Genomic DNA, 26,667 nt, shown 5'->3' on the forward strand with positions numbered 1-26,667 from the left:
GTCCGTGGCGGCTCCCGGATCAGGCGAGGGCGCCGACGGCCGCGGCGAGCAGCGCGGAGGCACGGTCGACGTCGTCCGCGGTGGTCCAGCGCCCCACCGACAGGCGTACGGCGGCCTGGGCGCGGGCCTCGTCCAGGCCCATCGCACGCAGCACCGGGGACGCCGTACGACTGCCGCTGTGGCAGGCCGAACCGGTGGAGGCCGCGAGCCGGGGCACCGAGGCGAGCAGTTCGTGGGCCGGGACGCCGTCGATGCTGACGTTCAGCGTGGTGGGCAGGCGGTGGCGGACGGACCCGTTGAGGTGGACCCGGCCGGGCAGCGCCCGCGTCAGGCCCTGGTGCAGGCGGTCGCGCAACGCCTCGGCACGCTCGGCCCCGCCGCCGGCGAGTTCGGCGGCCGCCAACTCGGCGGCGGCCCCCAGCGCCACCGCGAGGGCGACGTTCTCGGTGCCGGCCCGCAGCCCGCCCTCCTGCCCGCCCCCGTACACCAGGGGCTCCAGGCGGAGCCCCGGGCGCACGTAGAGGGCGGCCACCCCCTTCGGCGCGTACATCTTGTGCCCCACCACCGTCAGCAGGTCCACCCCCAGCCCGCGCACTTCCAGCGGGACCTTCCCGGCGGCCTGGGCGGCGTCGCAGTGGAACAGCGCGCCACGGGCGCGGGCGAGCCGGGCGAGTTCCGCGACGGGCTGCAGTGTGCCGGTCTCGTTGTTGGCGGCCATGACGGAGACCAGCACGGTGCGCCCGGTGAGGGCCGCGGCCAGCGCGGCCGGGTCGACCCGGCCCTCCCGGTCCACCGGCAGGTACGTCACCCGCACCCCGTGCAGCCGCTGCAGCGCGCGGCAGGTCTCCAGCACCGCCGGGTGCTCGGTGACCTGGGTGATCACGTGCGGACGGTCGGTACCCGCGGCGAGCACCGCGCCGCGCAGGGCGAGGTTGTCCGCCTCGGACCCCGACCCGGTGAACACGATCCCCTCCGCGGTCGCCCCGATCAGCGCCGCGACCTGGCGGCGCGCCCGCGCCAGCGCCGCGGCCGGCTCCGCGGCCCAGGCGTGCCCGCTGGAGGGGTTGCCGAACCCGGTGGTGAGGCAGGGCCCCATCGCCTCCACCACCCTCGGGTCGACGGGGGTGGTGGCGTTGTGGTCCAGGTAGACGCGGTCCCCGCCGAGGCCGGGATGCGGCGGCACCTTCATGCGCGAGGGTCCTTCCGGAGGAGGTGCGGTCAGCCGATCGCCGGCTGACCGCCGTACGCGTCCAGGACGGCGCCGGTGACGTACCCTGCGCGGTCCGAGGCCAGGAAGACGATCGCCTCGACGATCTCGTCGACCTCGGCGACCCGGCCCAGGACGGTGTTCCGTGCGACGGCCGCCAGCGCGTCCTCGCCCATCCCGACGGTTCCGGGGGTGCGGACCGGCCCGGAGGCCACGGCGTTCACCCGTACCCCGTGGGCGCCGAACTCGTCGGCCCACACGCGGGTCATGAGCTCCAGCGCCGCCTTGGAGGCCCCGTAGGCGGCGGCCCCACGGGCGGGGACGCTCGCCGCCAGGGTGCTCAGGTTGACGACCGCCCCCCGGCCGCGGGCGGCCATGCCGGGTGCGAGGGCCCCGACCAGCAGCAGGGGCGCGCGGGCGTTGACGGCCATGTGGAGGTCGAACATCCCGGCCGTGGTGCCGGCGGCGCCCGCGAACCGGTAGATGCCCGCGTTGTTGACCAGCACGTCCACCGCGCCCGCCGCCTCGGCGAGGCGCAACACGTCGCCGGGGTCGGACAGGTCGGCGGCGACGAACCGGGCGCGCCCGCCCGCGTCCGCTCCGCGACGAGCTCCGCACCGCGCTCCGCGTCCCGCCCGTGGACGACGACCTCGGCGCCCAGTGCCGCCAGCCGCAACGCGACCCCTCGCCCGATCCCTGCTGTGGCGCCCGTGACGAGGGCGGTGGATCCGGAGAACTCCTGGGTCACGGCTGGCTCCTCGGGGCGGCGACGTGGGCGGCGGACACACACGCTCCGTGTCCGCGCTGGTTGTCTACCTCACGTACCGTCACCCCCGAAGTCGGCTCGCCGCCGGGACGGCCGTTCGGGACGGCCGCCGCTGCGGCCCGGTGGTCACCGCGCCGTCGTTCAGCCCTCGCCCTCCAGGACGCCCGCGAAGTGCCGGAACCCGGTCCGTTCCCGGTGGATCGCCCACAGGGCGCGCGCCAGCGCGGCTGGATCGTTCCTCGGGTGCCCGGGCGCGATGACCCCGGGGATGATCATCTGCGCGACGTGGATGGCCTCGGCGGCCAGCGTGTCGTGCAGCATCCGCGCGTAGGCGGTCTCGGCCGCGTACGCCACGGAGGTCCCCGCGCGGGACGGCAGCGGCCGCACCGCACTGCCGCCGTTGACGAAGAGGATCGTGCCCCGGCCCAGGAAGCGCATGTCGGGCAGCACCGCGTGGACGGCCGTGACCACGCCGTACAGGGAGAACTCCAGCGGTCCCGCGAAGTCGGCGGGCGTGCTGTCCAGGAGGGGCTTCATGAAGTCCTGGTGCGGCGCGGGACTGTACTGCAGCACCTCGATCGGCCCGAGCGCTGCCGCGGCGGCGTCCAGAGCGGCCCCGAGGGCGATCGGGTCGCGGACGTCGGCGGCGAACCCCCGCGCGGTCACGCCGTCCCTGTCCAGGTCGGCCGCAAGGCAGTCCACGCGTTCCTGGTCGCGGGAGACGAGCGCGACGTCGAAGCCGTCGCAGCCGAACTGGCGCGCCGCGGCGGCGCCCAGACCCTGCCCCGCCCCGACGATGACCATGGTCGTCATGTCAGCGCGGCACGAGCTTGAGCGTCGCGGCGCGCGCGGTCCCGGCCACCATGGGCTCCACGTACTCCGCGCTGTAGTGGCCGTACTTGCCGCGGTAGGCGGTGTCGAGGCGTTCGTTGACGTCCGGGTCGTCGACCTCGACGAAGGTGACGTCCCGCTCGACGCCGCCGGCGCTGATCCGGCCCTCGTGCCGCGCCTGCGCGGCGCGGAACCATGTGCCGCCGCGCCCGCGGTAGGCCCGTACGTACAGGTCGGCGCCGTCGCGGACCACCCAGATGGTGGTCGGCGGGTCCAGCGTGCCGGGGTCGCGCCGCGGCGCGATGGCGAGCTCGTCGGCGTGCTCGATGCGGTCCAGTTCGTCCTTCGTCCACGTCGTCATCGGCGCGACTCCTCGGCGGTGGCGGGAACCAGGTCCGTGCGTCCTGCTGCAATGATCGACAATTTCGGCCCCCGGCTGTAGCCGCGTGGGGCCAGACGGGTACCTGACCGGGCGGTTCACTCCACGGGAGGGTCTGCGGTGGCTGCAGTGGCGATTGCCGGGGAGCGTGTAGGGATCGCCAGCGGGAGATACCGGGAGGGTGCGTGGGGAGGGCCGACGAGGAGATCTTCGGTGGCCCGGCCGAGGTGGGCTGGTACGTGCGGCTGCTCCCGGTCGTGGTGCTCGTCGGCGGTCTCGTCGTGGACTTCCTCACCCCGACGCAGTACACGAGCGCGTCGTTCTACTCCGTCGCCCCGGTGCTCGCGGCCCCGCTGCTGTCGATGCAGGGCACGATGGTGGTCGGTCTGGCGGCGATCGTCGCGGACGCGGCGATCCTCGCCCACTTCGGCCGGCTGCGGGGACTGAGCGGGATGAGCGAGCTGCTGACCGTCTCGCTGGTCGCCGTGGTCGCGGTGTTCATCAACCGGCTGCTGGAGGCGCGCGAGGACCGGCTGCGCTCCGCCCGCTCGATCACCGCGGCCGTCCAGCGGGCGGTGCTCCCCGAACCGCCCGCGCGGGTCCGGGACCTGCGGATCGCGGCCCGCTACGAGGCGGCGGAGGCCGAGGCGGAGATCGGCGGGGACCTGTACGCCGTCCAGGACACGTCGTACGGGCTGCGCTGCATCGTCGGGGACGTACGGGGCAAGGGTCTGGACGCCGTGGAGGCGGCGACGCTGGTGCTCGGCAGCTTCCGGATGGCGGCGGACGAGCAGGCGACCCTGGCGGACGTGGCGGGGCACATGCTGCGGGCCCTGTGGCGGGAGTTGAGCCGGCGCGAGGAGGGCGAGCAACTGGAGTGGTTCGCCACCGCGGTCCTGGTGGAGTTCCCGCACGGCGGCGACCACGTCCGGCTGGTGAACCTCGGTCACCCGGCACCGCTGCTCCTGCGGCGCGGAAAGGTGCGCGCCGCCGAGCCCTCGCGGTACGGGCTGCTGCTGGTGGAGGGCCTGGGGAAAGGAGAGGCCGTGGTGGACACGGTGCCGTTCCCGCCGGGTTCGACCTTGCTGCTGTGCACGGACGGCGTCACCGACGCCCGCGATGCCAAGGGGCGTTTCTACGACCCGCAGGCGCGGCTGGCCGGGGTGGAGCGCGGCGGGCCGGCCGAGATGCTGGAGGCGCTGCTCGACGACGTGCACCGGCACGCGGGCGGTCCGACCGACGACGACATGGCGCTCCTCGCGGTGACGCGCGACAGCTGAGGCGGCGCCCGCCCGGCTCTCGCGCGGTCCCTTGCCCACCGGGCGAGTCGCCGACCGCCTCGGCCCCGCCCGTGCGGCGGCCGTGTGGTTCGCCCTGACCGCCGTCGGCACCTGCCTGCCGGGCGTCCGCATGCCGTCGGCGGTCACCTTCGTCGTGGCCGGCGGCTCCACGACGGAGAACCGCGCCGAAGCCCTCGGCCGGCCCGCCGGACAGGCCGCTTCGCCACCGTCATGATCGGCCTCACCGGCCTGCGTCCCACCTCCCGGAACACCACCACCCGGCCGCTGTCCACCACCTGCTGACCGCGCGGGCACGACGCCGCGGGACGCCTCCCCGCGCGGTCCCGCGGCGCCGCGGCCCGGCCCCGTGAAATGCGGTGGAGCCGGACGGAGCCCGCTGCTTAAGGTCGGCGGATGAGCACACGCACCTTCCGCGTCACCGTCCGCGGCGTCTTCGACGGACTCACCACCGAGCAGCGCGCCGGACTCCTCGCCCGCGCACCGGAACACGACGTCCTGCGCGCCGCCTTCACCCCCGAGGGCCACCTCAGCTACGACATCGCGGCACGCCCCGCCTTCACCTTCCGCTTCGTCGACTCCGGCGAGGCGGAGGAGGACGTCCTCGACGCGACCGAACGCGCGGAGGAGGCGGCCAGGGCCTGGCTGGACGAGCGCGGCTACGGCTACAAGAACCTCAGGTCCCAGGCCGAGGACCTCTCCCAGGCGCCGCTGGGCAAGCGGCAGCGCCGCGCCGCCGCACAAGGGCACGCCTGACGTTCCGCCCCCGCCCACGGCACTGTCAACCAGAGTTGACAGTGCCGTGTCTGTCAACGTAAATTGACAGACATGACCGAGGCAACCGATCTCGCCGAGCGGGCGGGCGACCGCGACCCGAGGGTCGGGCTGCGGGCCGTCGCCGCGCTGCGGCGGCTGCTGGAGCAGCTGGAGACCGTACAAGTCAGGAGCGCGCGGGCGCAGGGGTGGTCGTGGCAGGAGATCGCCCACGAACTCGGCGTCAGCAGGCAGGCCGTGCACAAGAAGTACGGGAGGCATTGAGGATGTTCGAGAAGTTCACCAAGAGCGCGCGCGAGGTCGTCGAGGGCGCGGTCGGGCACGCCGAACGGGCGGGCGACCCGACGATCGGCGAGGAGCACCTGCTGCTGTCGCTGCTCGACCTGGAGGGCACCCGGGCCTCCGCCGCCCTGGCCGCGCTCGGCGTCGACCGGCGCCGCGAGGCCCTGGAGGAGGCGCTGGGGGAGACCCGGCGGCGCGGCGGGGTCTCACGGGCCGACGCCGAGGCGCTCGCCGGGCTCGGCATCGACGTCGCCGCGATCGTCGCCCGCGTGGAGGACGCCCACGGCGCCGGCGCGCTCGCCGCCCGCCGCGGGCCCCGGCGGTGGCGGCCCGCGGGACGACGACCGTTCACCCGCGGGGCCAAGGGCGTCCTGGAGCGCTCCCTGCGCGCCGCCGTCGCCCGGGGCGACCGTCACATCGGCGACGAGCACGTCCTGCTCGCCCTCACCATCGGCCCCGGCGTGGTCGCGGACGTCCTCGCCGAGCACGGGGCGTCGTGGGCCGACGTCGAGCGTGTGCTGGCGGGGGACGGCCAGGGCCGGGCCGAGGCGAGCTGAACGCCCGCTCCCGGCGGGCAAATCGATTGAGCGGCCGACGGCGACCGTGCTAACCCTTTCGGGTTCCACGACGTCGATCATGCCGACCCGAAGGAGGGCCGCCCCCATGGTGCCCGGACGACTGGTGAAGTTGCGCCCGATGGAGCCCACGGACGCCGAGGCGCTGTGGCGCTGGAACCACGACCCCGAGGTCATGCGCTGGACGGACGACGACTACGCCCAGCCCCTCGCACAGGTGAGGAAGCGCATGGAGGAGCGGCCCCGCAACGCCTACGGCGACGTGCTCTACGGGATCGAGGTGCCGCAGGACGGCCGGCTGATCGGCCTGGTGCGGCTGCGCGACGCCGAACCCGAGACCGGATGCGCCGAACTCGACATCTACCTCGGCGAGAAGGAGTACTGGGGTCGCGGCTACGCCACCGACGCCATGCGCACGATGTGCCGCTACGGCTTCGAGAAGATGCGCCTGCACAAGATCTCGCTCACCGTCGTGACCGAGAACGAGGCGGCGCACCACGTCTACCGGAAGGTCGGCTTCGTCGAGGAGGGCCGGCTGCGCCAGGTCTTCCGGCGCGACGGCCGGTGGTACGACATGTTCACCATGGGCCTCCTGGAGGGCGAACTCCTCGACTGAGCCGCGGGCCCGCCACGGTGGGACGCCCCGGCACGCTGATCGCGCACGGCGTGCGCTTGACGTAGCCTGGGGCGTCCATCAGCAGTGATCCGCAGACGGCACAGGGGGCCGGCGTGACGACAGCAGCATGTCCCGATCTCGAGCAGGCCCCGGCCGACGTCGCGGCCGCGCCGCCCGTCGACGGCTGCGCGGAGTGCCTGGCCGCAGGACACCACGACTGGGTCCACCTGCGGCTGTGCCTCACCTGCGGCCACATCGGATGCTGCGACAGCTCGCCGGGCCGGCACGCCACCGGGCACCACGAGGCCACCGGCCACCCCGTGATCCGCTCGTACCAGCCGGGCGAGAGCTGGCGCTGGTGCTTCGTCCACGAGTCCATGGGCTGAGGACCGGGCCCACGGCTACTCGCGCTGCAGTGCCGCCTCCTCCAGGTCCAGTTCGCGCATGACGTGACGCAGCACCTCGTCGTCGATGAGGCGTTCGTCGCGGAAGCGCACGAACTCCTGCCGTTCGGCGTCCAGCATCGCGCGGCGCAGCCGCCGGTAGGCCACGCTCGGAGGCTCGGCGCCCCCGCCGGTCGGGCCGCCCAGCCGTTCCCAGGCGGCGTTGCGGCGGGCCTCCGCGGTCTGCCGCAGGGTCTCCAGCACGGCCTGGTGGGAGGGCTTGTCCCCGGCCAGTTCCTCCAGGCGCGCCAGGGCCGCACGGGCGGCACTGTGCTGCGCGCTCGCCTCGGCCAGGGCGTCCTCGTACGCCTCCTTGTTGCAGATGCCGAGCCGCCGGATGAGCGGGGGCAGCGTCATCCCGTGCAGCAGCAGCGTGGCGACCGTGACGAAGAAGGTCAGGAACAGGATCTCGTCGCGCCCGGGGAACGGCGCGCCGCTGTCGGTGGTCTCCGGCACCGCGAAGGCCGCGGCCAGCGAGACCACGCCGCGCATGCCCGCCCAGGAGAGCACCACCGGGTACTGCCACACCGGATACGGATCGCGCGCCCGGATCCGCGGGAACACCAGCCGTGGCAGGTAGGTCGCGGGATAGACCCACACGACGCGCGCCAGGACGGTCACCGCCGTCAGCGCGGCACCGGCCGCGACCAGCCGCCCCACGCCCGTGTCGACCGTGTCGACGATGCCCCGCACCTGGAGGCCGATCAGGGCGAAGACGAGGGCCTCCAGCACCGTGTCCAGGGCGCTCCACACCGCGTACACCTGCAGCCGGGAGGTCGCCTCCGTGTCGGGGGACCGGTGTCCCAGGTACAGGCCGGCCACGACCACGGCCAGCACCCCCGAGGTGTGCGCCTCCTCGCCGACGAGGTAGGCGAGGAACGGCACGAGCAGCCCGAGCGCACTGGCCAGGTCCCCGGGCAGGAACCGGTGCCCGATGCGGGCCAGCCAGCCGATCGCCAGACCGATCAGCGAGCCCCCGACGGCCGCCATCAGGAAGACCCCGACGCCCTGCAGCAGGGTGTAGCCGGCGCCGGCCACGGACGCGATGGCCACGCGGTAGGCCGTCAGCGCGGTGGCGTCGTTCACCAGGCTCTCGCCGCCGAGCACGGTCAGCAGCCGGCGCGGCAGCCCCAGCCGGCGTCCGATGGAGGTCGCCGCGACCGCGTCGGGCGGCGACAGCACCGCGCCGAGCACCAGCGCCGAGCCCAGCGGCAGCCCCGGCACCAGCCAGAACGCGGCGTAGCCGATCGCGACCGTGGTGAACAGCACCAGCCCCACGGCCAGCAGCCCGATGGGGCGCAGGTTCTCCCGGAAGCGCAGGTAGGAACTCTCCCGTGCCGAGGAGTACAGCAGCGGGGGCAGGACCAGTACCATCACCAACTCGGGCTCGATGGCGTACGCGGGGATGCCCGGCACGAAGGACGCGCACAGGCCGACGGCGACCAGCAGCAGCGGCGGAGACACCCCCAGACGCCGGGCGACGGCGGTGACCAGCACCGCACCGACCATGAGCGCGACGAGCGCCAGCCCCTCCACGGACGTCTCCTCCACCCCTGTGGCGGCGCACGCCGCACGTGTGGCTCGACTGTACTGGTGTCGCGACCGGGTCCCAGTCCTCGGCGGTCGCGGCTCCCGGCACGGCCTCGGGGAGGCCGATGAACATCGTCCGGTGCAGTGCCTGGACGTGGTCCTGGGCGACCGCGGCGGCCCCCTTCGTCAACCTCAGCGTGATCGCGACGTACCTGCGCAAGCGCCGCGCGGGCGAGCACGCGAGCGTGTTCGGCTACGCCGTCGTCCCCGCCATCGACGCCCTGATCGACCTCTGGCTCCTGTTCCACCTCGACGGCAAGGCCCTCACCCTCGGCGTCATCTGGCTCGCCCTAGGCGTCGGCTACCTCGCCTACCTGACCCGCGGCTTTCGCAGGCCGCCGCCCGAGCTCACCTTCGACGAGCGCGGCGGCGCACCGGAGGCCGGCTGACGTCCCGGCGGTCCCGTTGTCGGTGCCCACTCCTACAGTCGCGGCATGACGACTTGGATGCGCGGATCGTTCGCCGGGCACGAGGTGAATCTCGTCTTCGCCCGCGGCATGACCCTCGACGCGCTGACGCGGCGCCTGCGGGGCGCGCAGCGGGAACCGCTCATGGTCGGTGAGGCGGGCGAATGGGCGTGGGCGGTTCACGACATGCACGACTACGACGCCGATGACTACGACGGAGTGGACTACAACCGCCTGTGCCGTGACGGCGCGGAGGTCGTCGTGTTCGAGACGGAGCCCTGCAGCGCGAAGGCCCATCCGCCGTCCTTCACCTACTTCCGCGACGGCCGTACGGTCCTCTACCTCTCCTTCGGCAGCCCGCAGCTCCGCAGCGGTGAGAACCCCGACCACCTCTCGCCCGAACTGCTGGCCGCGAACCTCATCGGTCCGGACTCGGAGTGCGCGCGGGAGGCCGACCCCGGTCACGACTGTTTCGACCACCGCGACGAGGACCACGCGCGCCTCGTGCGGGCGATCGCCGGTTTCTTCATCCTCCCCTCGCCGCCCCTGTCCTCGGAGGTCTGCGCCTGATGGCCTGGCTCACCCCGAACACGTTCGTCACCTTTGTGAGGGGCATGACGCTGCCGACGGTCGCCGCCGTCTACGCCGAGGCCGGCCGGCCTGCCCTCGCGAGCGGATCAGGGGCGGGCTGGGTCTGGCTGACCCACGACGCCTACAGTGCCCCGCGCCGGTCGCAAGCCTGGGAACTGGCGCGCGATCTCACCGGCTTCCGGCACGCACATCGTGCGAGCGACCCGGGAGGTGCGCCGGTGGAAAGTGTCTTCCTGGCCTCCACGCCCCCCTGCCCCTGCCCGCACGGGCAGGGCTACGTGGTCCCCCATTGCGACGAGCACCCGATCCAGTTCACCCACGCTTCGGGCGGTTTCGAGGGGACCTACTTCAACTTCGGCATGCGACGCGAGTCCCGTCGCGCGGGCGGCTCGGCCGACCTGCTCGTCCGTGAACTCCTGGACGCGGGCATCGTGGGCCGCGACACCCCGCGGTACGACGCGGACCCCGCCTTCAACGCCGACGGTACCCACACCGTGCGCATCATCGCCGACCATTTCGGGCTGCCCTCTCCGCCCCTCGCGCTCGCGCCGGCGGGGTGAGACCTGAGCGTGGCGACCCGGATCACCGGGTCAGTGGCCGGTCGTGCGGAGCCGGGCGAGGGTGCGCAGGCCGCGTGCGAGGACCTCCGGATCGTCGTGGGCGGCGCCGTAACGGATGCCCGAGACGGCGTCCAGGGCGGAGTCGACAGCCAGGCGTTCGTGCTCGAGCGGGGTGAGCTCCCGCCCGTAGCCGGTCAGGAAGGCCTCGTGGAGGTCCGGTCGGCCGGACCAGGCGTCGGAGAGCCGTACGAAGTCACGGAGCGCCGGTTGCGGCTCGCTGCGCTCGAAGTCGATCACGGCGAGCCGGCCCGACCACAGCAGGTTGCGCAGTTGGAAGTCGCCGTGCGTGGGCACCAGGTCGAGAGCGGGAAGCGCGGCCGCCCGGGCCGCCAGCGCGCGGACGAACTCCTCGTCACCCGGGGCCAGGTGGGGACGGGCGCCGTCCAGGTGCAGGTCGAGCTTCCCCGTGGCAGGTCCCTTGTCCCCGGAGGCGGGCAGTGGCGGTGCGCTGCCGTGGACGGCGGCGGCGAGCGCGCCGACGCGGACGAACATCGCTTGTTCCTCCTCCGGGGGCCGGACGCCGACGTGGAGCGGACGTCCGGGGACGGCGGTCACGACGATCGCGCGCAGTCGTTCGTCGGCCGCCACCAGGCGTGGCGTGGCGGCTCCCAGGGCCCGCACCCAGGTCCGGTAGGCCGTCACCTCCCGGTGGTGGAAGCGGTCGTTCTGGTGGATCTTGACGTAGCCGACGAGGCCGCCCGCACCGCATACCCGCCACACCCGACTGCTCTCGCGGGGCCAGGACGTGTCCGTCCACCGTTCGATCGGGCCGACGGCGCGTTCCGCGAACCGTCGCACCCGGGCTTCCGGCAGGCCCGGTCCGCAGGTCATGCCCAGCCCGACTCGGTGTAGTGGCGGCCGGCCCGGATGCCTTCGATCGCGGCCCGGGTGTACGGCACGAGGCGTTCGGGGAGGGCGTCCGGGTGCCACCAGCGCCAGGACAGGCACTTGTCGGGCTCGCGGACCACCGGTTCGCCCTGCCAGCGGCGTACGCGGAAGACGAGTTGCAGCCGGGGGCGGCCGCCCGGCGCGTCGACGAGGTGCACGGCGTGCGCGAACTCGGCGTCCTCCGGCCTGATCCGCAGGCCCGTCTCCTCGTCCGCCTCGCGGACCAGGCACGCGACGGCGCTCTCCTGCTCGCAGTGCCCGGCGGGGAAGTGCCACTCGCCGCCGGCGAAGGCGGAGTCGGGGTGGCGCAGTCCGAGCAGGACCTGGCCGCCGGGGTTCTCCAGGTACAGGTGCGCGCCGACGACGTGGAGGACGCCCCGCCCGGCCGCCCGGGCCCCGGTGCCCGGCGGCACGGCCAGGCCGGCGTGCCGGCGGACGAGCTCCAGGGTCGCGTGGCCCAACCGCAGCCGCGGCATGACATCGGGCCGGAACCAGCGCAGCAGGACGCCTTCGGTCAGTCGCAGGGCGTCGGGATCGCCGTTCCAGCGGCCGGTGAACACCTGGACCGGCAGGAGCGACCCGTCCGGCTCGTGGACGTGCTCCACCGCGAAGGCGCGCAGCGCGGGCAGGTCGAGCCCCGCCTCCTCGCGCAGTTCACGCCGGGCGGTCGCCTCCAGGGACACGTCGCCCGGCTCACGGCCGCCGCCGAGCAGTGACCAGGCGCCGGGGTTGCGGATGTCCGGGCGGTGGTCGCGCAGGTGCAGGAGGTACTCGCCCCGGTCGTTGTGGATGAGCACCGAGGCGTTGCGCGGTTCACCGGCAGCCGGTGCACCGTCGTGGATCGACGTCAAGCGAGCCTCCAAGCAAGCTCCGGGGGTGTGCGGTCACCAAGGTCAACGAGCGGGGACGGCCAACGGGAGGGCAGGTTCCGGCCTTTCTGCGCGCCCCTGTACGGGCCGCCCGCAGGAGCGGGCAGGGATGGCGCCAACTCGCAGCTTCAACAGCTAAGTTGTGTGCAGATCAGTTCGCGTATTCGAGTCCCCAGGGGATGGCCATGACCAGCGGCAGCGACGCTCCCGACGACTACGACTCCGCCGAGCAGCTCCGCCGGCGGATCGACACCACCAAGGCGCACCCGGCGCGCGTCTACGACGTCTTCCTCGGCGGCAGGGACAACTACCCCGTCGACCGTGAGGCGGCCGCGGCCGCGCTGGCCGCAAATCCCCGGGGCTACCTGGACGTGCGGCACAACCGCGACTTCCTGCGCCGCGCGGTGAACCACATCGCGGGGGAGACCGGCACACGCCAGTTCCTCGACATCGGCACCGGCCTGCCCACGCAGGAGAACGTGCACCAGATCGCGCAGCGGATCGCCCCCGACGCGCGGGTCGTGTACGTCGACAACGACCCCGTCGTCCTGGCCCACGCGCGCGCCCTGCTGACCAGCGGCCCCGAGGGACGGACCGACTACATCGACGCGGACCTGCGCGACCCCGCCGCGATCCTGCGCCAGGCGGCCGGCACGCTGGACCTCACCGAGCCCGTCGCGCTCGTGCTCGTCGCCGTCCTGCACTTCGTCGAGGACGACGAGGCGTACGGGATCGTCAAGCACCTCGTCGACGCGCTGCCCTCGGGCAGCCACGTCGTGCTGAGCCACCTCACCTCCGACCTCAACGCCGAGCAGATCGCCAAGGTCGCCAAGACCTACCAGGACCGCGGCTTCTCCTTCGTGCTCCGCGAGCACGCCGAGGTCCTGCGCTTCGTCACGGACAACGGCCTGGAGATCGTCGAGCCCGGGCTCGTCCCCGTCCACCACTGGCGCCCCGACGACGTCGATGACACCCTCGCCACCCACGCCGACGCCTCGCCGGAGTTCGTCGAGGGCCTCGAGGACATCGACGCGATCCGCTACCGGAGCATCACCGACGTCACGGACGCGGACATCAACGTCTACGCCGTGGTGGCCCGCAAGCCCTGACCCCGCCGTGCCCGACGCCGCCCCTCCCGGACGGGGGGCGGCGCGGTCGTCAGCCGCGGCGGTAGATCGTGATCGAGTGCCCCACCTGGTCGATCGGCTCGCTAGTGGCGATGAGTTCGGCCAGCGCGCCCTCGGCCTTCGCGACCGAGGAGTCCGACACCACGAGCAGCCCGTGGACCTGGTCCTCGGGGACCTGGCGCGGATCGACGGCGTGGATGCCGTAGTGGGCGGGGACCCCGCTGCCCTTGTAGACCAGCCAGACCCGCTCGCCGGGGTAGCGGTCGCGAAGCCGGTCCGCGAGGCGGCCCAGGTCCTGGCCCCAGTCGACGTTGGAGTCGTGCAGGCGCAGATGGGTCCGGGACGTGCCGCCGAAGGCCTCGTTGGAGTACTGCAGGTAGTAGGGGAAGGTACGCAGCGAGCTGACGGCGACGAAGGCGAGGAGGGCCGGCGCCGCCACGTCCGCCCACCGCCGTCGCAGGGCGGTGACGCAGGCCGCGGCGACGGCCCCGAACATCGGCAGGAAGACCACGTAGCGGACGCCGAAGTCGCGTGAGCCGGTCATGGCGGCGGCCGTCAGCACGGCCGCCGGGACGAGCAGGTACGGGGCGGCGGGGCGCAGCCGGGGGAGGGCGAGCAGCGCGGCGGTGCCGGCGAGCCACAGGGCCAGCATGCCGAGCGGAGTCTTCACCAGCACCGCGGCGGGCAGGTAGTACCAGAGCGCCCCGCGGTAGTGGCGGCCGAAGAGGAACCCCTCGAAGGTCGAGTCCTCGAAGCCGAACTGGACGGCCATCCCGTCCCGGTACGCCCGCGGGAGCGGGAGCGCGTCCACGGCCCAGCCCCGAAGTCCGTGCAGGGCCGGCAGGGTGTCCGGCGCGGTCCAGCGCAGACGCGGGTCGATGACGAGGTAGGCCGCCCACACCACCGCGACGGCGACGAGCCCGACCCCGCCCGCCGCGATCGCGGCGCGCCGCAGCGACCGGGCGGTGCCGGGCCGCTGCGCGCCCCGCGCACCAACGTGCCGCACCGACAGCGCTGCCAGGAGCAACAGGACCGGCACCGCGGGGAGCGTGCTCATCCGCGTGGCGACCGCCGCGCCCAACGCCGCACCGGCGAGCGGCAGGTACCGCCGGGGACGCTCCCGGGCCCGCCACAGCGCCCACACCGACGTCAGCAGGAAACCGGCCGCCGGGACGTCGAGGGTGGCGAGCGAGCCGTGCGCGATGACGTCCGGCGAGAACGCGTACAGGGCGAGCGCGAGCAGCCCCCCGGCGGGCCCGGTGAGATCGCGCGCGAAGGCGAGCACCACCAGCCCGAACAGCAGGGTCAGCGCGATCACCGGCAGTCGGGCCGCCAGCATCAGGCGCCGGGGATCGTTGCCCGACTCGTAGAGCACGCTGCGGCCGAGCTCCGTCTGGTCGCCCTCGAAGGCCGGGTCGAGGTGGGGGTGGGCGAACGCCAGACCACCGGCGATGAGGAGCTTGCCGAGCGGCGGGTGCTCGGGGTTGAAGCGCAGGCTGTGCTCGCGCAGATACACCGTAGCGGTGCCCACGTACACCGGCTCGTCGATGGTGGGCGTCTGCTGGACGGCCGTGGTGACCATCGCGAACGCCATCTGCGCCAGGAGCACGAGCACGGCCAGGACGTACAGCGGACGCCGGTGGCGCAGACCGGCCGGGAACCCGCGGACCGGGACCGTGGCGAGGGTGGTGGGCGTCGCCGGTTCGGGGGACACCGCGGCGGGCGAGGGCCGTTCCTGCGTCATCGTGCGCTTACCCCGTCGCCTGTACCTGTGGCGCCACCGCTCCGCGCCGGCGCCCTCCCGGTGGGCGCCGCGGGACACACTAGCCCCGCCGTCGTCACGGCGCGTGGGGTTCGGGGTGTTGCGCGGGACGTGTGCCGGACGCCGTACCGTGGGCGCATGGCAGTCCCCGAGCTGATCCGCATCGTCTCGCGTTCCTCCCCGATGGCGCTGGCCCAGGTCGAGCGCGTCCGCACGGAACTGGCGGCGCTCCACCCCGGCATCCGGACGGAGGTCGTGCCCGTCACCACCTCCGGTGACCGCTGGATGGGCGACCTGGCCCAGCTCGGCGGCAAGGGTGCGTTCACCAAGGAGGTCGACGCCACGCTGCTGGAGGGCCGGGCCGACCTTGCCGTCCACTGCGTGAAGGACGTCCCCGCCGACCGGCCGCTGCCCGCCGGGACGGTCTTCGCCGCCTTCCTCAAGCGGGACGACATCCGCGACGCCCTGGTGCACCCCGGCGGCCTCACCCTCGACCGGCTCCCGCCCGGCACGCGCATCGGCACCTCCTCCGTACGCCGCATCGCGCAGATCATGGCCGCGCACCCGCACCTCACCTGCGTCCCCATGCGGGGCAACGCCAACCGCCGCCTGGAGAAGCTCGCGGCGGGCGACGCGGACGCGCTGCTGCTGGCCGTGTCCGGGCTCGAGCGGATCGGCAGGACCGACGTGATCAGCGAGGTGCTCCCGGTCGAGACGATGATCCCGCCGATCGGCGCGGGCGTCCTCGCCCTGCAGTGCCGGGAGGGCGACGCCGGGACGATCGACGTCGTGAGCGACCTCGGCGACCCGGCCGCGCACCGGGAGACCACGGCGGAGCGGATGTTCCTCCACGTCCTGCAGGGCCACTGCAACAGCCCCATCGCCGGCTACGCCCACGCCGAACGCGACGGCCGGCTCTCGCTCCGGGCCCGGGTCTTCTCCCCGGACGGCAAGACCGTCCTCGACGCCCACGAATGGGCAGGACCGCTGGACCCCGCCACCCTCGGGACGTCGGTCGCGGTGGCACTGCTGCGGCAGGGTGCCCGCGAGCTGATCGACAGCATCGGCCACTGACGGGACCCGGGCCGCCGCCGGCGCCCGGACCGCGGCGGGGAGACTGGTGGGCGCTGCCCGTCGTCCGTCACCGTCCTGGGAGAGCCGATTGTCCCGCCGCGACCCCCGTGTGCTCGTCTACACCCGCACCACCGACTACCGGCACGAGTCGATCCCCGACGGCGTCAGGGCGCTCACCGAGCTGGGAGCCGGGCACGGCTTCCGGGTGGACGCCACCGAACGGCCCGAGGACTTCGAGGGGGCCGGCCTGCGCGCGTACGACGCCGTGGTGTTCCTCTCCACCAGCGGGGAGGTGCTCAGCGACGCGGGCCGGGCCGCCCTCGCGGCGCACCACGCCGACGGCGCGGGGTTCATGGGCGTGCACGCCGCGGCCTGCACGGAGTACGACTGGCCCTACTACGGGGAGCTGCTGGGCGCGCGCTTCACGGGGCACCCGCCCTTGCAGGCGGGCACGGTCCTCGTCGAGGACGCCGCCCATCCGGCGACCGCGCACCTCGGCGCGGCGTGGAAGGTCACCGACGAGTGGTACGACTTCGACCGCAGTCCCCGCCCCGGGGTGCGGGTCCTGGCCTGCGCCGACGAGTCCTCGTACACGGGGGGCTCGATGGGCGCGGACCATCCGCTGGTGTGGTGCCACGAGTACGGCGGAGGGCCCGTCTTCTACACCGCGCTGGGGCACTCCGCGCAGGCCTACCACGACGCGGCCTTCCGGGCCCATCTGCTCGGCGGGCTCCGGTCGGTGCTGCCCGCGGCGACGGACTGAGCGGGAGCCGGCGGACGGCCTCAGAGGCGTCGCAGCACGGCGACCACCTTGCCCAGGATGACCGCCTCCTCGCCGGGGATCGGGTCGTAGGCGGGGTTGTGCGGCATGAGCCAGACCCGGTCGCCCTCGTGCTTGAGCCGCTTGACGGTGGCCTCGCCGTCGATCATCGCGGCCACGATGTCGCCGTGGTCGGCGGCGTCCTGGCTGCGCACCGTGACCCAGTCGCCGTCGCAGATCGCGACGCCCGTCATGGAGTCGCCGACGACCTTGAGGGCGAACAGCTCGCCCGCGCCGACGATCTGCCGGGGGAGTACGAAGACCTCGTCGACCTGCTCCTCGGCGAGGATCGGGGTGCCGGCCGCGATCCGGCCGATCACCGGCACGCGCGCGGACGGGGAGGCGCTGACGGGCACCGCACCCGGCTCGGAGTCGTGCTGCGACGGCCAGGAGCACCGCACGCGGTAGGCGCGGGGCCGGTGCGGATCCTGCTCGAGCACGCCCTTGCGCTGCAGCACCGCCAACTGGTGGGCGACCGAGGAGGTGCTCGCCAGCCCGACGGCCTCACCGATCTCGCGCATCGACGGCGGGAAACCGCGGCTCTCCACCGAGCCCAGGATCGCCTCGACGATACGGGTCTGACGGTTGGTCAGCCCGTCGGGGCCGGGGTTGTCCGAGCCCTGCGGGCGCCCACGGCGCACTGTCGTCCTGGTGGGCTCCATGCCCCGTCCCTCCCTGTGCGGATCTTGCTGCGATACGTAACGTTACCCTGCTCCACGGCGTTTTTGGAACGCGTGTGCGAAATCCCGTGAAGATCTGTGAGCACACCGCGCGGAACCGGCCGGGACCACCGGCGGAATCCCGCTGTCACAAACGGCGCCGCTGTCCGGTCAGAACTTGGGGTCCGTGCGCCCGGAGGCCGCGACCGGAATGGGTCCGCAATGGCTCCGGAATTCCCCGACCCGGCCGGAAGGCCCCCCGGTGGGCCCGCCACGGCAATTCGCGCGCGGCGCGGGAAATGCCTGCCGTACCGCGACGTCGCTCCTCAACTGCGCTGAATGGGGCCCGGGCGAAGTGCCCCCGGGCCCGGAGGAAATCGCCGTCTGTGTACGCTGGAACGGGCAGTCGGGCGGATCTGACGGTGGAGGAAAACGCGACGATGCAGCCAGGCGACGCGGAACGCGGCGGCTCGCTCGACGAGGCCGCGGAGGTGTTCACGGCCCTGCGCCCCCGATTGTTCGGCATCGCCTACCGGATGCTCGGCAGCGCCGCGGAGGCCGAGGACGTCGTCCAAGACGTCTGGCTGCGGTGGCAGGCCGCCGACCGCGACGCCGTGGAGAATCCGACCGCGTTCCTGACCACGGCGACGACCCGGCTGGCGATCAACGTCACCCAGTCCGCCCGCGTGCGGCGCGAGGGCTACGTCGGGCCCTGGCTCCCGGAACCGGTCGACACGCGCGCCGACCCCGTGCTCGGCGCCGAGCGCGGCGAGGCGGTGGAGTTCGCGGTCCTGCTCCTGCTGGAGCGGCTGACGCCCACCGAGCGGGCGGCGTACGTGCTGCGCGAGGCGTTCGACTACCCGTACCGGGAGATCGCCACCGTGCTGGACCTGAGCGAGGCCAACTCCCGCCAGCTCGTCAGCCGCGCCCGCAAGCACATCGCCGCCGGGCGGCGCGAACAGGTGGGGAGCGCGGAGCACCGCCGGCTCCTCGAGGCGTTCGTGGCGGCGGCCAGGGCGGGCGACCTGGCCGGCCTGGAGAAGCTGCTCGCCACGGACGTGGTGAACTACGGCGACGGCGGGGGCGCCGTGCGCAACGCCGCCAAGATCCCCGTGGTCGGCAGCGCCAAGGTGGCGAGGTTCGTCACCGCCTTCGCCCCGCGCTTCTGGCCCGACACCGAGGTGGTGTGGGTCGAGGCGAACGGGCAGACCGCGGCGCTCGTGTCCCAGGCCGGCACGCCGATGGCCCTGCTGGCCATCAGCGCCTCCGAGCAGGGCATCGACCAGCTCATGTGGGTGCTCAACCCGGCCAAGCTGACCGGCTTCAGCGCCTTGGCGGCGGGCCCGGACGCGCCGTCCGCGTAGGACCGGGCCCGGGGCGGCGCCCCGGGCCGCACATGGAGACCGCCTGGCCTCCGGTCAGACGTCGGCCGCTGCCCGGCCCGGGGCGCCGTCGCCCGCCCGCAGCAGCCGGAGGAAGGCCTTGAGACCCGTGATGATCTCCTCGTTGTCCGTGAGCCGGTTGACCGTGGCCTCGAACTCCCGTGCCAGCGCGGTGATCCGGCGGTCGGTGTCCTCGGCCCGCTCGTAGACCGACACGCCCAGCACGTCCACCGTGCGCCGCAGCTCCGCCAGGGCCCGGTACTGCTCCTCGGCCTTCTCCTCCAGGACCTTGATGCCGCTGTCCGTGCGCTCGACGCCCTTCTTGAGCTCCAGGACGTCGTCGCGTGGGTAGGTGACGTCCTTCAGCAGGGTTCCCAGCCGCTGCCGCATCTGCCCGAACCACGCGCCCGCCGGGCGGAACACCGTGCTGAGCAGGAAGAACCCGGCGATCCAGTACCCTGCGCCGTGACCGGTCGCAAGCGTCACCGCCAGCACCCCGGCCGTCGTCAGCAGGTGCCCCGCCAGGGCGGCCCGCAGCATCGTCCGGGCGATCCGCGCGGCCTCGGCGTCCCGCGCCCGGGGGACCACCAGGCCCTTCTCCCGGCTCACGGCGATCTCGGCCAGCACCGCGTGCGCCCGGAAGTAGACGTTCCACGGCACCGTGAGCAGCACCAGCAGCCACAGCAGGCAGAGCACCCCCGCGCCCACGCCCAGGACCACCGGCAGCGGCGCGCCCACCGCGTAGACCAGTGCCAGCGCCCCCGCGGTCACCGCCAACGCCAGCACCGCGCCAAGGAATCTCCCCATCGCCGTCACCAACCTCCTCCGTCCGAGGGTTCGTTGCCGCCATCGTCCCGCCCGGTCGGCCTGCGGGCATGAGTACGGCTACTCACCCCGCCTGCGCCCCGGTGCTGTGGCGCGGGGGCCGGTGGGACCGAATCGCATGCCTGCCGGAGAAGCGAGCAGCAACCGCGTGAATCCGTCCGCCGGAACGTGATTCCCCTGCCCCACGTGGCATGCGACAGGAAGGTCGTGCTCCCAGGAGGTCAGCGATGGTCCCGGTCCACCACCTCACGGCCGCCGTCGCGGACCGGGAGGTCTTCTACCGCGAGGCGGGCCCCCGCGACGCCCCCGTCGTCGTCCTGCTGCACGGCTTCCCCGCCAGCTCCCACATGTTCCGGCACCTCATCCCGCTGCTCGCGGACCGTTACCGGGTCCTCGCGCCCGACCACATCGGCTTCGGCCGGTCCTCGATGCCGTCCCTGCAGGACTTCCCCTACTCCTTCGACGCCCTCGCCGACGTGACGGCCGCCCTGCTGGAGCACCTCGGCGTCGGACGCCACGCGATGTACGTCCACGGCTACGGGGCGGCGATCGGCTGGCGCCTGGCACTGCGCGCCCCGGCGCGCATCACCGGGATCGTCACGCAGAACGGGAACGCCTACGCGGAGGGCCTCGTCGACTCCTTCTGGTCCGACGTGCGGGCCTACGCCGCCGACCCGTCACCGGGGAACGAGAAGGCCGTGCGCTACGCCCTCACCACGGACGCCGTCCGCTGGCGGTACCTCAACGGCGTCCCCGACCCGGACCTGGTCAGCCCGGACACCTGGGCCCACGACGCCGCGCTCCTGCAGCGTCCAGGCAACGACGAGATCCAGCTGCGGCTGTTCCGCGACCACCCCCGGGACGTGGACCTCCACCCGGCGCTGCACGAGTACTTCAGGGCCGGCCAGGTGCCGCTGCTGGCCGTGTGGGGCGCGAACGACGAGGTCTACGCCCCGGCCGGTGCCCGCGCCTTCCTCGGCGACCTGCCCGAGGCCGAGGTGCACCTCCTCGACACCGGGCACTTCGCCCTGGAGAGCCACCTGGACGCCGTCGCCGGGTACGTGCGGGGCTTCCTCGGCCGCGTCGTGCCTTGACCCCCGGGCGGACCGGGTGCGCTCAGCGGGGCCGGGTGATCGTCCGGTGCGCGACGTACGCGTCGACGCCGACCGTCCCGTCGAGGCCCGCCGGGGCCCCGTTGACGGTCACCGGGCCGGTGCGCAGCCTGCGCGCGACGGCGACGGCGCGTCCGGGGTCGGTGGACCACACCCCGCCGGACACCCGGTACTCGCAGTCGTCGGCGATCCGTACCGCGTCGTCGTCCCCGTCGTGCGGGATGACCGTGACCACCGGGCCGGAGACCTCGTCCTGGGCGATGCGCATGCGGGGGTCGACGTCCGCGAAGAGCGTCGGTGCCACGTAGTAGCCCTCCTCAAGGCCCGCGGGGACCCGGGGACCGCCGGTCACCAGCCGGGCGCCCTCCTCGATGCCCAGCTCGATGTACGACATCACCCGCTGCTGCCGCTCACGGCCGGCCATCGGCCCGATGCGGGTGTCCGGTGCCGCCGGGTCACCGACCTTCAGCGACGTGACGGCTTCCTCGACCGCCGCGACGAACTCCTCGTACCGGCGGCGCGGGGCGAGGACGCGGGTCCGATCGGCGCACGTCCCCCCGTCGTCGCCGGGTGACGCGAACAGCCCCCGCACCGTCCGCGGGACGTCGGCGTCGTCCAGGACGATCGCGGCCGCCTTGCCGCCCAGTTCCAGCCGGACCCGCTTGAGCTGCTCGCCGGCGAGGGCGGCGACGCGGCGGCCGGCCCGGGCGGAGCCGGTGAAGGCGATCGCGTCGACGTCCGGGTGGGTGACCAGGTACTCGCCGGTGTCCCGGTCGGCGGGCAGTACGCTCAGCGTGCCCTCGGGTAGTCCGGCCTCGGCGTACAGCTCGGCCAGCAGTCCCATGCCCAGCGAGTTCTCCGGCGTGACCTTCAGGATGACGGTGTTGCCCGCCAGGAGGGCCGGGGTCAGCTGCGCCGTGGCGGCCGCGAACGGGCACTGCCAGGGGATGACCGCCGCGACCACGCCGACCGGATCGCGCCGCACGATGGTGTCGAAACCCGGGGTGGGGTCACAGGGACGGACGGCCTCCTCCCAGCCGACTTCCCCGGCGGCCTTGAGGCAGGCGTCGACCCGCCGCGTGAGGGAGGCCTGCTCCGCATCGGTGAACCGGCGGGGCGTCCCGGTCGAGGCGGACACCCGTGCGGCCGCCTCCTGCGCACGCTCCTCGCGCAGCCCGTTCACCCGCCGGACCACCTCCTGCCGTTCCTTGGGGCCCAGATGCGGCCACGGCCCGCTGTTGAAGGCGGCGCGCGCCGTGGCGACGGCGGCGTCGGCGTCGCCCGGCGCGGCCTGGGCGGCGCGTCCGACCAGGGAGCGGTCGTGGGGTGAGCGGATGTCCAGCAGCCCGGGATGCGCCGGGGCGGTCCAGGCACCACCGATGTACAGCCTGTCGTACACGATCATCGAGTGTTCCTCTCGGAGTCCGGGTCCGGGACGGTCCTGTCGCTCCGGGGAATCGACGGGATGCCCGATATAGGCTCGTTGGCAGTGATTTCCGTGATCAGCCCGCAGCGGCGCCCCACCGCGGGGCGGGCGGGCGGACCGCAGGACGGAGCCGGGAATGAGCGCAGCGCGCGGAGCGGGCGCCTGGGCGGCCGGGGGGACCGACGAGGCGCCGCGGCCCGGGCAGGGCCGCAGGCCGGCCGCCCTGGTCCGCGGCGAGGTGCTCGCGGCCGCGCGTGAACTGCTCCTCGCCGAGGGCATGGCCGCCTTCACCGTCGAGAAGGTGGCGCGGCGCTCCGGGGCGAGCCGGATGACCATCCACAAGTGGTGGCCGTCGCGGGGCGCACTGGCCCTCGACGCCTACGTCGCCGTCGTCGACGAGCGTCTGGTCTTCGAGGACACCGGCGACATCGAAGCGGACCTGACGGCCCACATGCGGAAGTTCGTGCGGCATCTGTGCGGCACCCCCGCGGGACGGGTCGTGTCCGAGCTCATCGGCTGCGCCCAGACCGATCCACCGCTCGGCGAGCTGTTCCGCGAGCGCTACTCCGGGCCGCGCCGCGCGCGCATGGCCGCCGTCCTGGAGCGGGCGCGGGACCGGGGCCAGCTGGCGGCGGACATCGATCCGCAGGTGCTGATCGACCAGTTGTGGGGGGCCTGCTACTTCCGGCTCCTGGTGGCCGACCACCCCGTCAGCGAGGGGTTCGCGGAGACCATCGTGCATAATCTGCTGCACGGCGTGGGCGGCCATGTCACGGACCCGGCATGAAGACGGCCTTGGTCTCCAGGTAGGCCTCCAGCCCCTCGGGGCCGCCCTCGCGCCCCAGGCCCGAGGACTTCCGGCCGCCGAACGGGACCGAAGGTGCCAGTTCGAATCCGTTGACGCTCAGCTGGCCGGTCGTCACCCGGCGTGCGACCTGGTAGGCGCGTTCGGGATCGGCGCCGTGGACGCTGCCGCTGAGGCCGAAGTCGGTGGCGTTGGCGATCGCCACCGCCTGGTCGACGTCCTCGTAGGCCTGGACGGTCACGACCGGGCCGAAGATCTCCTCGCGGGCGATCTTCATGCCGGGCTCGACGTCGGCGAACACCGTGGGCAGCACGTAGTGGCCGTGCTCGTGGCCCGGGCTGCGGCCGCCGCCGGTCACCACCCTCGCGCCCTCGCGGCGGCCGCTGTCGATGTAGCCCAGGACGCGGCGCAGCTGCCGTTCGTTGAGGACGGGGCCGACCTGCGTCGTACGGCTCCAGGGGTCGCCGACCCTGAGCAGGCGCACGCGGTCGGCGTACGCCCCGAGGACCTCCGCGATCCTGGAGCGCGGCGCGAGGATGCGGGTCTGGGCGAAGCAGATCTGTCCGGCGAAGGGCATGCTCAGCGGGGTGAGGGTGTCGAGGGTGTCCTGCAGGTCCACGTCGTCGAGCAGGATCGCGGCGGACTTGCCGCCCAATTCGAGGGTGACCCGGGCGAAGCGCTCCAGTGCGGCCGTGGCGACGGCGCGGCCCGTCGGCACGCTGCCGGTGAAGCTGATCTTGTCCACGCCGGGCGAGGCCACCAGCGTCTGCGACTCCTCGCGATCCGCCGTGATCACGTTGACGGCCCCCGGCGGCAGCCCGGCCGCCTCGGCGCACTCGGCGACCACCAGGGCGTCCAGCGGGCTCTCCGGCGGCGACTTCACGACCACCGTGCAGCCTGCCGCCAGGGCCGTGGGGATCTTGTGCGCGAAGATGTTGAAGGTGGCGTTCCACGGGGCGAACAGCGCGGCGACGCCGACGGGTTCACGGGTCACACGGGCGTGCCCCCGGGAGGTGGGACGGCGGTCCTCGAACGCGTACGAGCCGGCGAGCTTGGCGAAGTAGTCGAAGCGGCTCTGGCCGGCCTGGACGAGTCCCTCGGCGAAGGCGACCGGCGCCCCGACCTGGGCCGTCCACAGACGTGCCAGCAGCGGCAGCCGCCGGCGCACCTGGTCGGCCAGCTGTCTGAGGTGCGCGGCGCGTTCGTGCGCGGACATCCGCGGCCAGGGACCCTCGTCGAAGGCCGTGCGCGCGGCGGCGACCGCGCGTTCGACGTCCCGGGTGTCCGCGAGCGGCACGTGCAGCAACTCCTCCTCCGTGGAGGGGGAGACGATGGGTGCGCGGCGGGTCCCGCTGGGGGAGACCCAGCGGCCGCCGATGTAGAAGCCCTGGCCGGTTCCCGCGGAGACTGCTGAGGACAGGTCGAACATGGCGCTTCCCTGAGGTCGGCCGGACCGCCGCCACCCCATCGGCCGGATCCGGCGATATGAGCACAGTGTCAATATAGTACGTAAGGAATGTTTCACGGGAAACATTCTTTATCGGGCAATTCGGCGCACGGAAGTGGTGCACCGGGGCACGGAGACGTGAAGAGCGGAAGCCGCGCCCACCGGTCTCCCGTGGGCGCGGCTTCCGCTTCCGTGAGGTGCGCGACCGTCCAGTCGCTGGTCAGAGGCCTGCTGTGGCCGGTCGCCAGATGTTCGGCTGGTGTCGGGGGCCGGTCGAGGGCCGGTCCCCGGTCGGGGTGTTACCGGCCGCCGCCACCGCCGCCGCCGTGGCCGCCGCCGCCACCGCCGCCGCCGTGGCCGCCGCCACCGCCGCCGTGGCCACCGCCACCGCCGCCGCCGTGGCCACCGCCACCGCCGCCGTGGTCGTAGCCGCCGCCCCAGCCACCGCCGTAGCCGTGGTCGTAGCCGCCGCCCCAGCCGCCGCCGCGGTCGTAACCGCCGCCACCGTAACCGCCGCCACCGTAACCGCCGCCGCCGTAGCCGCCGCCGCCGTGGCCGCCGCCACCGCCGCCGTGGCCACCGCCACCGCCGCCGCCACCGCCGTGTTCGGCGTAGCTGACTGCTGAGGCTGGTGAGCTCGTCGGTGCCGCGACGGCCGCTGAGGCCGCACCCCCAAGGGCGAGCGCGAGGCCTGCCATTGCGGCGAGGGGCCACTTGGAAATACGCATGAGAACTCTCCTAGCCCGGTCGGTTCCTGGGCGTGGACGAGGTTCAAAGGCCGCTGCGCCGGACGGTAAGAGCGGCGCCCCACCGCTCTGCGGGTTGTGAGGTCCGCAGTCAAGTAGGTGATGTTCGAAATGTTGCCTTTGCCACTATTTGTCCACGCCCCCCACGCTGCGACTGTCAGGTCGTGACGTCAAGGAGCGAGCCTGGTAGTGCCACTACCAGGCTCAGGGGGAGGGGGGTGCCGAGGGCGGGGACGTCAGTCGCTCGGCGAGTCGTCGTCGAAGGGCTCGTCACTCCACCGGAACCAGGCCCGGTCGTCCTCGATGTGCAGCAGGAACTCGGCCACGGGCCCCGAGGGCGAGCGCAGCGACACCGCACGCCGGACCTCGTCGTACGCCGCCTCCCACGCGGCCCAGGGCTCGTCCTCCTCGGCCGGCGCGGTCATCGCCGTCTCCATCAGGGCGAGCTCGCGCGCGAACAGCGGCCGGACCCGGTCGAACGCCGCGGCGGGCTCGAACCGCCCCGACAGCCACGGGAAGTCGGCCTCCTCGACCGTGATGTCCCCGACGGGATCCCCGTCGCTCAGCACCCGCCAGATCCCGCCCACGAACCCCATCGTGTGCTCACCGGCCCTCAGTGGCCTCGGCGCCCGCCTGCTGCGGCTCCTCGTGCAGCGCCGAGTCGGCCGCGCCCCGGGTGAAGCCCGTGAAGGCCACGCACAGCCCCGCGCGTTCGGGCGAGCAGCAGAAGGGCCCCGCGGTGGCGGCGGCGTCCGGGGACAGCGGCGCCAGCCGGACCAGCCGCCAGGGACCGTCGTCGCGGCGGGCACGGATCGTGAGGGCGTCACCGGAACGGCTGGCGCGCACGGTCACCGCGTGTCCGGCCCAGTCGGGCACCGGCGCGAGCGACCAGTCGGACACCCCGCGGGTGACCACCGCGCCGAGGTGCGGCACGCCGTCGGACATCTCGATCCCGGCCTTGACCCAGTTCTCGGCGTCGACGCGGATCATGAGCCCGGCCTGGTCGTACAGCGTGTCGAAGTCCGCGCGGAAGGTCACCTCCATCGACGTGTCCCCCGGGAAGGCGGTGAGCAGGGCGTGCCCGTCGTCGCGCACGAAGCCGTAACCGGTGGTGCGCCAGAAGTCGCTGCGGTCACGGGTGGTGACGAGCATCCCGGATCCGTCCGCCGTGGCCTCCTGCGGGGTGTTGAGCCACGTGGCCTCGTCCCAGTCGATCGGGCGCTGCTCGTTCATGGACCGTCCTTCCGGTCGGGCGGGCCTCTGGGCAGGGTGCGTCGGGGCCGCCGGTCGCGTGGGCGGCCCCAGCGTAGATCAGCGCTCCGACAGCGGGACACGGCCGGGGGTGA

At 73.7% G+C, this 26,667-nt stretch carries 31 protein-coding genes and 1 pseudogene; 16 read left to right on the forward strand and 16 right to left on the reverse strand.

What is annotated here, in order from left to right; translation table 11 throughout:
• Positions 1–19 precede the first annotated feature (19 nt).
• From ACFYYN_RS38460 to ACFYYN_RS38480, 5 genes and pseudogenes are all read right to left on the reverse strand, one after another.
• Positions 20–1,189 (reverse strand): cysteine desulfurase family protein, encoded by a 1,170-nt coding sequence (locus ACFYYN_RS38460; protein WP_500549467.1) that lies wholly within the window; start codon positions 1,187–1,189, stop codon positions 20–22.
• Positions 1,190–1,218: 29 nt separating this feature from the next.
• Positions 1,219–1,749, reverse strand: a complete 531-nt coding sequence (locus ACFYYN_RS38465) for an SDR family NAD(P)-dependent oxidoreductase (RefSeq protein WP_500549468.1) — start codon at positions 1,747–1,749, stop codon at positions 1,219–1,221.
• Between the two features lie 104 nt (positions 1,750–1,853).
• Positions 1,854–1,997 (reverse strand): annotated as a pseudogene (locus tag ACFYYN_RS38470) (hypothetical protein); the annotation flags it as partial.
• Positions 1,998–2,114: 117 nt separating this feature from the next.
• Entirely contained in the window at positions 2,115–2,786 is a 672-nt protein-coding gene (locus ACFYYN_RS38475) for an SDR family NAD(P)-dependent oxidoreductase (RefSeq protein WP_500549469.1), read from the reverse strand.
• Position 2,787: 1 nt separating this feature from the next.
• Positions 2,788–3,165: a DUF2255 family protein gene (locus ACFYYN_RS38480; RefSeq protein ID WP_500549470.1), complete on the reverse strand. Its 378-nt coding sequence runs from the start codon at positions 3,163–3,165 to the stop codon at positions 2,788–2,790.
• A gap of 203 nt (positions 3,166–3,368) precedes the next feature.
• Between ACFYYN_RS38480 and ACFYYN_RS38485 the strand changes: the two genes are divergently transcribed.
• The 7 genes from ACFYYN_RS38485 (at position 3,369) to ACFYYN_RS38515 (ending at position 7,114) form a co-directional block, all read left to right on the forward strand.
• Complete coding sequence (locus tag ACFYYN_RS38485; RefSeq protein WP_500549471.1) at positions 3,369–4,463, forward strand: PP2C family protein-serine/threonine phosphatase; 1,095 nt, start codon at positions 3,369–3,371, stop codon at positions 4,461–4,463.
• A gap of 31 nt (positions 4,464–4,494) precedes the next feature.
• Positions 4,495–4,698: a hypothetical protein gene (locus ACFYYN_RS38490; RefSeq protein ID WP_500549472.1), complete on the forward strand. Its 204-nt coding sequence runs from the start codon at positions 4,495–4,497 to the stop codon at positions 4,696–4,698.
• A 179-nt stretch (positions 4,699–4,877) separates the two neighbouring features.
• Positions 4,878–5,237: a DUF6204 family protein gene (locus ACFYYN_RS38495; protein WP_500549473.1), complete on the forward strand. Its 360-nt coding sequence runs from the start codon at positions 4,878–4,880 to the stop codon at positions 5,235–5,237.
• A gap of 72 nt (positions 5,238–5,309) precedes the next feature.
• Positions 5,310–5,519 carry an HTH domain-containing protein gene (locus tag ACFYYN_RS38500; protein WP_018557908.1) on the forward strand — a complete coding sequence of 70 codons (210 nt, stop codon included), beginning with the start codon at positions 5,310–5,312 and terminating at the stop codon, positions 5,517–5,519.
• Positions 5,520–5,521: 2 nt separating this feature from the next.
• The gene (locus ACFYYN_RS38505; RefSeq protein WP_500549474.1) at positions 5,522–6,094 is read left to right on the forward strand and encodes a Clp protease N-terminal domain-containing protein; all 573 of its coding nucleotides are present in this window, start codon (positions 5,522–5,524) and stop codon (positions 6,092–6,094) included.
• Positions 6,095–6,200: 106 nt separating this feature from the next.
• Positions 6,201–6,728, forward strand: a complete 528-nt coding sequence (locus tag ACFYYN_RS38510; RefSeq protein WP_500549475.1) for a GNAT family N-acetyltransferase — start codon at positions 6,201–6,203, stop codon at positions 6,726–6,728.
• A 113-nt stretch (positions 6,729–6,841) separates the two neighbouring features.
• Complete coding sequence (locus tag ACFYYN_RS38515; protein WP_500331797.1) at positions 6,842–7,114, forward strand: UBP-type zinc finger domain-containing protein; 273 nt, start codon at positions 6,842–6,844, stop codon at positions 7,112–7,114.
• Between the two features lie 15 nt (positions 7,115–7,129).
• On the opposite strand, the gene ACFYYN_RS38520 is transcribed toward ACFYYN_RS38515, so the two are convergent.
• Positions 7,130–8,707 (reverse strand): Na+/H+ antiporter, encoded by a 1,578-nt coding sequence (locus tag ACFYYN_RS38520; RefSeq protein ID WP_500549476.1) that lies wholly within the window; start codon positions 8,705–8,707, stop codon positions 7,130–7,132.
• Between the two features lie 119 nt (positions 8,708–8,826).
• On the opposite strand from ACFYYN_RS38520, the gene ACFYYN_RS38525 reads away from it, so the two are divergent.
• From ACFYYN_RS38525 to ACFYYN_RS38535, 3 genes are read left to right on the forward strand one after another with little or no spacing between them, the layout of a single operon-like run.
• A complete protein-coding gene (locus ACFYYN_RS38525; protein ID WP_500549477.1) occupies positions 8,827–9,150 on the forward strand; it encodes a hypothetical protein in 324 nt (107 codons plus the stop codon).
• A 45-nt stretch (positions 9,151–9,195) separates the two neighbouring features.
• Positions 9,196–9,738: a hypothetical protein gene (locus ACFYYN_RS38530; RefSeq protein ID WP_500549478.1), complete on the forward strand. Its 543-nt coding sequence runs from the start codon at positions 9,196–9,198 to the stop codon at positions 9,736–9,738.
• 44 nt (positions 9,739–9,782) lie between these two features.
• Complete coding sequence (locus ACFYYN_RS38535; protein ID WP_500549479.1) at positions 9,783–10,319, forward strand: hypothetical protein; 537 nt, start codon at positions 9,783–9,785, stop codon at positions 10,317–10,319.
• Between the two features lie 30 nt (positions 10,320–10,349).
• Here ACFYYN_RS38535 and ACFYYN_RS38540 read toward each other — a convergent pair whose 3' ends face one another.
• Together ACFYYN_RS38540 and ACFYYN_RS38545 are read right to left on the reverse strand one after the other, a co-directional pair.
• Positions 10,350–11,177 carry a phosphotransferase family protein gene (locus tag ACFYYN_RS38540; RefSeq protein WP_500549480.1) on the reverse strand — a complete coding sequence of 276 codons (828 nt, stop codon included), beginning with the start codon at positions 11,175–11,177 and terminating at the stop codon, positions 10,350–10,352.
• Between the two features lie 29 nt (positions 11,178–11,206).
• A complete protein-coding gene (locus ACFYYN_RS38545; protein ID WP_500549481.1) occupies positions 11,207–12,118 on the reverse strand; it encodes an NUDIX hydrolase in 912 nt (303 codons plus the stop codon).
• Positions 12,119–12,321: 203 nt separating this feature from the next.
• Here ACFYYN_RS38545 and ACFYYN_RS38550 point away from each other — a divergent pair, with 203 nt between their 5' ends.
• The gene (locus ACFYYN_RS38550) at positions 12,322–13,245 is read left to right on the forward strand and encodes an SAM-dependent methyltransferase (protein ID WP_500549482.1); all 924 of its coding nucleotides are present in this window, start codon (positions 12,322–12,324) and stop codon (positions 13,243–13,245) included.
• Positions 13,246–13,294: 49 nt separating this feature from the next.
• On the opposite strand, the gene ACFYYN_RS38555 is transcribed toward ACFYYN_RS38550, so the two are convergent.
• Positions 13,295–15,007, reverse strand: a complete 1,713-nt coding sequence (locus tag ACFYYN_RS38555) for an ArnT family glycosyltransferase (protein ID WP_500549483.1) — start codon at positions 15,005–15,007, stop codon at positions 13,295–13,297.
• A gap of 156 nt (positions 15,008–15,163) precedes the next feature.
• On the opposite strand from ACFYYN_RS38555, the gene hemC reads away from it, so the two are divergent.
• Positions 15,164–16,099 (forward strand): hydroxymethylbilane synthase, encoded by a 936-nt coding sequence (hemC, locus tag ACFYYN_RS38560; RefSeq protein WP_500549484.1) that lies wholly within the window; start codon positions 15,164–15,166, stop codon positions 16,097–16,099.
• Between the two features lie 88 nt (positions 16,100–16,187).
• The gene (locus ACFYYN_RS38565; protein WP_500331778.1) at positions 16,188–16,862 is read left to right on the forward strand and encodes a ThuA domain-containing protein; all 675 of its coding nucleotides are present in this window, start codon (positions 16,188–16,190) and stop codon (positions 16,860–16,862) included.
• Between the two features lie 20 nt (positions 16,863–16,882).
• Here ACFYYN_RS38565 and lexA read toward each other — a convergent pair whose 3' ends face one another.
• Positions 16,883–17,581 (reverse strand): transcriptional repressor LexA, encoded by a 699-nt coding sequence (lexA, locus tag ACFYYN_RS38570; protein WP_500331777.1) that lies wholly within the window; start codon positions 17,579–17,581, stop codon positions 16,883–16,885.
• 437 nt (positions 17,582–18,018) lie between these two features.
• Here lexA and ACFYYN_RS38575 point away from each other — a divergent pair, with 437 nt between their 5' ends.
• A complete protein-coding gene (locus ACFYYN_RS38575; RefSeq protein WP_500549485.1) occupies positions 18,019–18,942 on the forward strand; it encodes an RNA polymerase sigma-70 factor in 924 nt (307 codons plus the stop codon).
• Positions 18,943–18,996: 54 nt separating this feature from the next.
• On the opposite strand, the gene ACFYYN_RS38580 is transcribed toward ACFYYN_RS38575, so the two are convergent.
• Positions 18,997–19,767, reverse strand: a complete 771-nt coding sequence (locus ACFYYN_RS38580; RefSeq protein ID WP_500549486.1) for a hypothetical protein — start codon at positions 19,765–19,767, stop codon at positions 18,997–18,999.
• 245 nt (positions 19,768–20,012) lie between these two features.
• Here ACFYYN_RS38580 and ACFYYN_RS38585 point away from each other — a divergent pair, with 245 nt between their 5' ends.
• Positions 20,013–20,879, forward strand: coding sequence for an alpha/beta fold hydrolase (locus tag ACFYYN_RS38585; RefSeq protein ID WP_500549487.1), 867 nt, complete (start codon positions 20,013–20,015; stop codon positions 20,877–20,879).
• Between the two features lie 22 nt (positions 20,880–20,901).
• Here ACFYYN_RS38585 and ACFYYN_RS38590 read toward each other — a convergent pair whose 3' ends face one another.
• Complete coding sequence (locus ACFYYN_RS38590) at positions 20,902–22,302, reverse strand: aldehyde dehydrogenase family protein (protein ID WP_500549488.1); 1,401 nt, start codon at positions 22,300–22,302, stop codon at positions 20,902–20,904.
• A 157-nt stretch (positions 22,303–22,459) separates the two neighbouring features.
• Here ACFYYN_RS38590 and ACFYYN_RS38595 point away from each other — a divergent pair, with 157 nt between their 5' ends.
• Positions 22,460–23,110, forward strand: coding sequence for a TetR-like C-terminal domain-containing protein (locus ACFYYN_RS38595; RefSeq protein WP_500549489.1), 651 nt, complete (start codon positions 22,460–22,462; stop codon positions 23,108–23,110).
• Here the strand turns inward: ACFYYN_RS38595 and ACFYYN_RS38600 are convergent.
• The 4 genes from ACFYYN_RS38600 to ACFYYN_RS38615 all read right to left on the reverse strand — a co-directional run bounded on the left by ACFYYN_RS38600 (position 23,094) and on the right by ACFYYN_RS38615 (position 26,554).
• Positions 23,094–24,557 (reverse strand): aldehyde dehydrogenase, encoded by a 1,464-nt coding sequence (locus ACFYYN_RS38600; RefSeq protein WP_500549490.1) that lies wholly within the window; start codon positions 24,555–24,557, stop codon positions 23,094–23,096. The two genes, ACFYYN_RS38595 and ACFYYN_RS38600, sit on opposite strands and share 17 nt — an antisense overlap.
• 317 nt (positions 24,558–24,874) lie before the next feature.
• Positions 24,875–25,303, reverse strand: a complete 429-nt coding sequence (locus ACFYYN_RS38605) for a hypothetical protein (protein ID WP_500549491.1) — start codon at positions 25,301–25,303, stop codon at positions 24,875–24,877.
• Positions 25,304–25,557: 254 nt separating this feature from the next.
• On the reverse strand, positions 25,558–25,917 hold the full coding sequence (locus ACFYYN_RS38610; RefSeq protein ID WP_500549492.1) for a hypothetical protein: 360 nt from the start codon (positions 25,915–25,917) through the stop codon (positions 25,558–25,560).
• A gap of 7 nt (positions 25,918–25,924) precedes the next feature.
• A complete protein-coding gene (locus ACFYYN_RS38615) occupies positions 25,925–26,554 on the reverse strand; it encodes a DUF1349 domain-containing protein (RefSeq protein ID WP_500549493.1) in 630 nt (209 codons plus the stop codon).
• Positions 26,555–26,667: the final 113 nt, after the last annotated feature.

Origin of the sequence: Streptomyces sp. NPDC001902 (assembly GCF_042891295.1) — a bacterium.
Taxonomy (GTDB): domain Bacteria; phylum Actinomycetota; class Actinomycetes; order Streptomycetales; family Streptomycetaceae; genus Actinacidiphila.